Origin of the sequence: Facivitalis istanbulensis (assembly GCF_040560405.1) — a bacterium.
In the GTDB taxonomy this organism is placed as follows: Bacteria; Pseudomonadota; Alphaproteobacteria; order Sphingomonadales; family Sphingomonadaceae; genus Sphingomonas; species Sphingomonas istanbulensis.
Genome location: NZ_JAVSCQ010000058.1, coordinates 1 through 6,092 on the forward strand (window position 1 = coordinate 1; position 6,092 = coordinate 6,092).

The following is a 6,092-nucleotide window of genomic DNA, read 5'->3' on the forward strand; positions in this document are numbered from 1 at the left end:
TCTTCAACAAGCTCAAGCGCTTCCGCCGTATCGCCCTGCGCTGCGAGAAAACCATCGCCGCCTTCATGGGCTTCGTTCACCTCGCATGCGCCATGATCTGGCTACGATAAATGCAGACAAAGCCTAGCGTGTCGAAGCAAAAAATGACAGTTGCATTAATTAATCCTCATGTTCAATGTCCGGCATCGTAACGCTCGGGCCATTACGCAACGTCAAGCTGCGGGCAGCATAATTTATCACGATAAATCAGTGACTTATTGAGAGCGATTTCGACTTCAGGGGGCAGGGTTCGTTTCATAAAGTTTGTTAGATTTTGCATAGGTTTTGGGAGGAATCTGCATGCGGAATTTATCAGGTCATCGGCGTGCGTCAGTTCGTTGTGGCATGCTTGCGTCGGCAGCTTTTTTTGCAGTGGCATGGGCCAGTTGCGCGAATGCTCAATCCTCGCCTCATCCTAACCTAGACAAGAACGGCGTTGACCTCACTACCGGCCTTTACAGTCTAAATCTCCCGATTTCTTCGATAGGATCAGGGGACTCCGAACTCCCCCTTGTAATATTCGGCAAGGATAGAGACAATTGGACACAAATTTTTGCAACTCGCCAGGCAGCAGGCAGCGATTTTGTTGTAAATGTTTACACGGGCAATAAGTACGATCAATTTTCTTCGGTGGATGGGTATGGCAAATCCACGCGGGGTACCGGCGCCACGCTGCAATATGGCACGTCGCAGATGGTGTATCACGCCCAGGATGGAACCATCATCGAATTCAATAATCCAGTCGGCAATGGCGGATCCCTATGTACGGGCGATCAGAATGCCGATGGTAACTACTGCACGTTGCTAGCGACGAATATTGTAGGTCAAACGGGTGACAGCGTCGTTATCGAATGGGATATCCACAGCGTTTGCCCGGACACGTTTCCGGAAGACGGAAGTCCCCTTGTTTGCAGCTCTTGGTGGCGTGTCAATAGAGTGGGCAACACGTCGGGCTACGCGATAAATTTCGCATATGAGCAATCCGATGCGCCTTACCATAGTGCACCGGAGACTGCATGGTTTCGTCGATCCTCTGCGACATTTCGTAATGATAAGGTCAGCGACTCCGGGCGAGTCCTCACCTATTCGTATCCGTCGAATAATGTCTTCAGTCTTACAACCCCTGGCGGTCGGACTTGGTCCATCACTCAAGACGGGCGGATTACCGGGATAAGGAGGCCGGGTGCGTCTGCCGATACCACCGCGATCGCTTACACGTCGTCAGGGAAGGTGTCCGCGGTCACGCAGGATGGGGTAACCACTCAGTATAATCACACGGTATCCGGTAACACGGCTACGATGGTGGTGACGAATGCATTGGGTCAGTCAACGACGATAGTGTCGGATGTCGCGAAATTCCGTCCAACGTCTATCACTGATGCGCTTCAACACCAGACCACCATGGTCTACGATAGCCGGGATCGGCTTTTGGAGAAAAGCTTTCCCGATGGGGACAAGATTCTATATGAATATGACGATAGGGATAACGTAACAAAGGTTATTCATCGCGCCAAGCCAGGGTCAGGGCTACCGGATCAGGCGACTAGCGCGGGATATTCATCGACATGTGACGACGCGCCGTGTGGGAAGCCGGTCTGGACCCGCGACGCCAAGCAAAATCAGACCGATTATACCTATACCGGCGATGGGTTATTGGAATCGATAACCTTGCCTCCTCCGTCTTCTGGGGGTGTGCGGCCTCAGACACGCTATGCATATTCCGAATCCAATGGCTTTTGGCGATTATCGACCATAGCGTCATGCGCGACCACCAGTAGTTGCGTTGGAACTGCGGATGAAACCCGCGCCAGCTTTTCCTATGATAGCAACGGTCGCGTCACGTCGGTGACGCGGGCTGCCGGCAATGGTGCGGTCGCTGCGACGGTAAGCGCTGCCTATGACACTTCCGGCAATGTTGTTTCGGTCGATGGCCCGTCGCCAGGAAGTAGTGATACGACATCCTATTCCTGGTCCAGCGACCGGGAGTTGGTGGCTATCAATGGTCCTGATCCCGATGGCGGCGGCCCCCTGAAGCGGATCGCAAAGGTCTTCCACTATCTGCCCAGTGGACAGCGGGACTCGATCAGTATTGGCACGACCGATGCCAATGGCGGTTCATTCAGTGCCTCGCAGCAGTTGGTCAGCACTTTTGATGGAAACGCGCGCAAGGTCGGCGACACGTTGTCATCGGGGAGCACGACCTATGCTGTGACACACTACGGCTATGATGCCGTAGGGCGTCCGCAATGCACAGCGGTGCGCATGGACCCCAGCCAGTGGGGTGGGCTAAGCGACGCATGCGCGCCGCAGACGTCAAGCAGCAACGGTCCTGACCGCGTGACCAAGCAAATATATGATGCTGTCGGGCAGGTGACAGGCATATATTCGGCCCTTGGTACTGCCGCAGAGACCTTCGAGCAGACGAGCTATACGTCCAATGGAAAGGTCGCAAGCGTCACGGACGGCAACGGCAATGTGACCACGATGGCCTATGACGGGTTGGATCGGCTGCTGACGACGACTTATCCGGGCGGCAGTTATGAGCAACTGGGATATGATGCCAACAGCAACGTCACGTCCCGGCGTCTGCGCGACGGCCAGACGATCAATTACGGATACGACGCCCTCGACCGTCTGACATCGAAAGACCGGCCCAACAGCACCTATTGGGAAACCGACCAGTCCTATGCCTATGACAATTTCGGACATCTGAAGAGCGCCTCGGACAGCAACGGCCGCACCCTGTCGTTCGAGTATGATGCGCTGGGCCGCAAGACGAGCCAGAGCGACAATTGGTACGGCTTCGGAAATGCCACGTTCCAGTACGACGCGGCGGGGCGGCGGACACGCTCTACCTGGAATGATGGCAATTTCGTCAGCTATGATTACCGTGTGACCGGCGAGGTGAGCGCGATCCGGGACGGGGCGGGCAATGCGCTGGTGTCGTTTGGCTATGATGACCTTGGTCGTCGCCAGAGCCTGAGCCGGGCGAACGGTACGGTGACCTCCTATGACTATGACCCGGTATCCCGTCTGCACCAACTGGCGCAGGATCTGGCTGGAAGCGCCAATGACCAGACGGTCACGTTCGAATATAATCCGGCAGGGCAGATTTCCAGCCGAACCGGGGCTAACGATGGCTATGCCTGGTCGGCGGCGGTGAACGCGGACCGCAGCTACAGCGCCAACAGCCTGAACCAGTATACGCAGGCCGGGACGGTGTCGTTCGGTTATGACGGGCGCGGCAATCTGACCGACTCGGGCGGTACCGGCTACGGCTACACCGTCGATAACCAGTTGGCGACCAGTCCGAATGCCAATCTGGCCTATGATCCGCTGGGACGGTTGTTCAACATCAATGCCGAGAACGGGGTCAACACGACGCTGGTCTATGACGGGCCGGATGTGATGGCCGAGACGGATCAGAATAGCGGGGCATTGCTCCGGCGCTACGTCTATGGTCCGGGCACCGACGAGCCATTGATCTGGTATGAGGGCGCAGGTCTCGGCGACCGGCGCTGGCTGCATGCCGATGAGCGGGGATCGATCGTCGCGGTCACCAACGATGCGGGGAACGCGATCGCGATCAATCGCTATGACGAGTTCGGTATTCCCCAGTCCGGGAATATCGGGCGCTTCCAATATACGGGCCAGAAATGGCTGCCTTCGCTGGGCCTCTACGATTATAAGGCTCGTATGTACTCGCCGACCCTTGGGCGCTTCCTGCAAACCGACCCCATCGGTTATGGCGACGGCCTGAACTGGTACAACTACGTCGGCGGTGATCCGGTCAACTTCAGTGACCCAACTGGTTTGAGATGCGCTAGAGGTAGCAGCGGAGGCAGCAGTTGGACCGATGCCGACGGTACAGTTAATGTCGTTGCCCATTTCATGGTCTGCTGGGCCGATAGTGATGGTGGAGCGGGAGGCGATGGCGGTATGCCGGGTACTTTGCCGCCACCAAACTTCGTTGGCGAAGAAGTAAATGTAACAGCGAATCCACCGCAAAGGGTAACAGTCGATCCAAGCTGCGCCGGTATCCCTGCTGTTGCTAATCCCGCAGTTCAGAAAGCTGCATTGAATGCTTTAGCTCAAGCTCGACAGGCGAAGGTGGAGTTTGGGTTCTTTGCTACCCGGAACGTCCGCAGTTCGCCCGGCTACACCGCGCATCCTGCTTTCACCTCGGGCATTGATCGCAAAATTCTTGGCGTCGACATTGTGGCGAATACGCCCGGGTCAATCAGCGTATATGACCTTTCACCCGTCTACGTTCATACTCACCAGAACAATCCTCCACCCTCGCCCGCAAGCGATCAGGACGGCATCAGCGCAAGTGCGCAAGGCTTACCGGTTGTTGCGATAGATCGTGCGGGCACGATGACCTGCAGGAGGCCAAAGCAATGAAAGAGAGATTGACATTGGCTCTGGCTACAGCGGTCATGACTGCTGTACTGGCAGTGGCGGCATATCAGCTTGGGGTGATCCCAAGCTATGACGCAGAATTGAAGCAACTGCGGATGAGGGAAATCTACGATCGATCGGATCACGCCTTCGTTGAGCAGGCGAGAAACCGCTTCGCAAAAAAATCGGGTGAATCGGCGTCCCGTGTAATGGAAGGCCGGTACACAACTGTTATGCATGTCAAAGGTGATGTTTGCGTTAGTCTGAATCTTGATCCACCAGGAGTTGGGGTGGTCCCCACCTACTGTTTTGATCGCAAAAGCAAGGCTGTTTCATGGGCGGACGATGATGGAGAATAGCCGCTCAGCTAATTCCCCCCAGTTCTGTAGCTGTGCATGCAAGTGGAGGAGGTCGAGCTGGGCGGACCGTTCGCATTACCGCTGCCACCGGCATGATCACCGGGACTGACGCCATCAGCGGCAAGCAGACGCAGTATCTTACTGCCATTCGACAAAATAACTAGTGAGAAGACAGAAGACGGCATGAGCGATTCGCTCCTCGTGACTGTATACCCCGGGGTACCCGATATGATCGAGGTCTTGATTGATATTTAACTGGCGTTACCTAATAAAGTTGAAGTTGCGCTATCGGTTAATGAAAACCTACCTCAGGAGGATTTCGTAGGTATAAAATCACAGTATATCAGTCGGCGAAGTGTAGGAGGCGCCGGGGTTGATTACGAGAAGTCCGATCTGTATTATATATGTGTAGATACTTGCGAAGAAATAGATAGACTTAATGATGGAGGTGATCATGACATCCCTTATTGCGATTAATTGAACTTGGTGGAGGCGCTATTAAATTAGATAATCTGTCAGGTGTGTCGCCGGAGCCTTGCATCAAGCCAGTCGTCACTTCGCGGGAGAGCTTGCTCGTGCAACTTGTAGACATAAAGCACCGGATAGAAGCCATGGTGAAAGGCCAAGGGTCGGCCTAACTCATCGCCATCCCCGCAATGTCGAAACAGTTACCGCGTGCTTGCCTGTTGCTTACTTTGGATAACGTATTAATTGTGACCGGGAAACATATAGTTTAAAGGAACATCAAAATGCGGATAGTAAAATCATTTGCATTAATCATTGTTCTGGTTCCGAGTATGTCATTTGCTGCCGAAACAGCTACATATTCGTACGATGCCAAGGGAAGGCTGGTGCAGGTTGTGAAATCTGGCGGCCCAAACAGCGGGGCCACAACGACTTATAGTCAAGATAAGGCAGATAATCGGACGAGGGTGACGACGAGCGGTGCGCCGAATTAACTTTTAGGTTTGGGGGGCTATTTGGTCGGCCCGGCGGCGATGCGCCGCTGGGTCGTCGTGCAATCCTTTGCCTGGGCAACGCGCTTCCGACGCTTGGTCGAAGATTACGGACGATAGGCCCAGATACTCGCCGGACTTTACGTCGCCCCCTTTGGTTGCATCATGATGAAACAGGTTGACACATTCCACGTCGGTGCATGGCAGCCTCTAGGCTTTGTCTGCATTTATCGTAGCCAGATCATGGCGCATGCGAGGTGAACGAAGCCCATGAAGGCGGCGATGGTTTTCTCGCAGCGCAGGGCGATACGGCGGAAGCGCTTGAGCTTGTTGAAGA

Annotated in this window: 2 protein-coding genes and 2 pseudogenes; 3 read left to right on the forward strand and 1 reads right to left on the reverse strand. The window is 54.7% G+C overall.

Features of this window, described 5'->3' with window-relative positions:
• The 3 genes and pseudogenes from RN629_RS18005 to RN629_RS18015 all read left to right on the forward strand — a co-directional run.
• Window positions 1–110: pseudogene (locus RN629_RS18005) on the forward strand (IS5-like element IS711 family transposase); the annotation flags it as partial.
• A 229-nt stretch (window positions 111–339) separates the two neighbouring features.
• Entirely contained in the window at window positions 340–4,443 is a 4,104-nt protein-coding gene (locus tag RN629_RS18010; protein ID WP_407036472.1) for an RHS repeat domain-containing protein, read from the forward strand.
• The gene (locus RN629_RS18015) at window positions 4,440–4,799 is read left to right on the forward strand and encodes a hypothetical protein (protein WP_407036473.1); all 360 of its coding nucleotides are present in this window, start codon (window positions 4,440–4,442) and stop codon (window positions 4,797–4,799) included. The genes RN629_RS18010 and RN629_RS18015 overlap by 4 nt, the downstream gene beginning before the upstream one ends.
• 1,183 nt (window positions 4,800–5,982) lie before the next feature.
• Here the strand turns inward: RN629_RS18015 and RN629_RS18020 are convergent.
• Window positions 5,983–6,092: pseudogene (locus RN629_RS18020) on the reverse strand (IS5-like element IS711 family transposase); the annotation flags it as partial.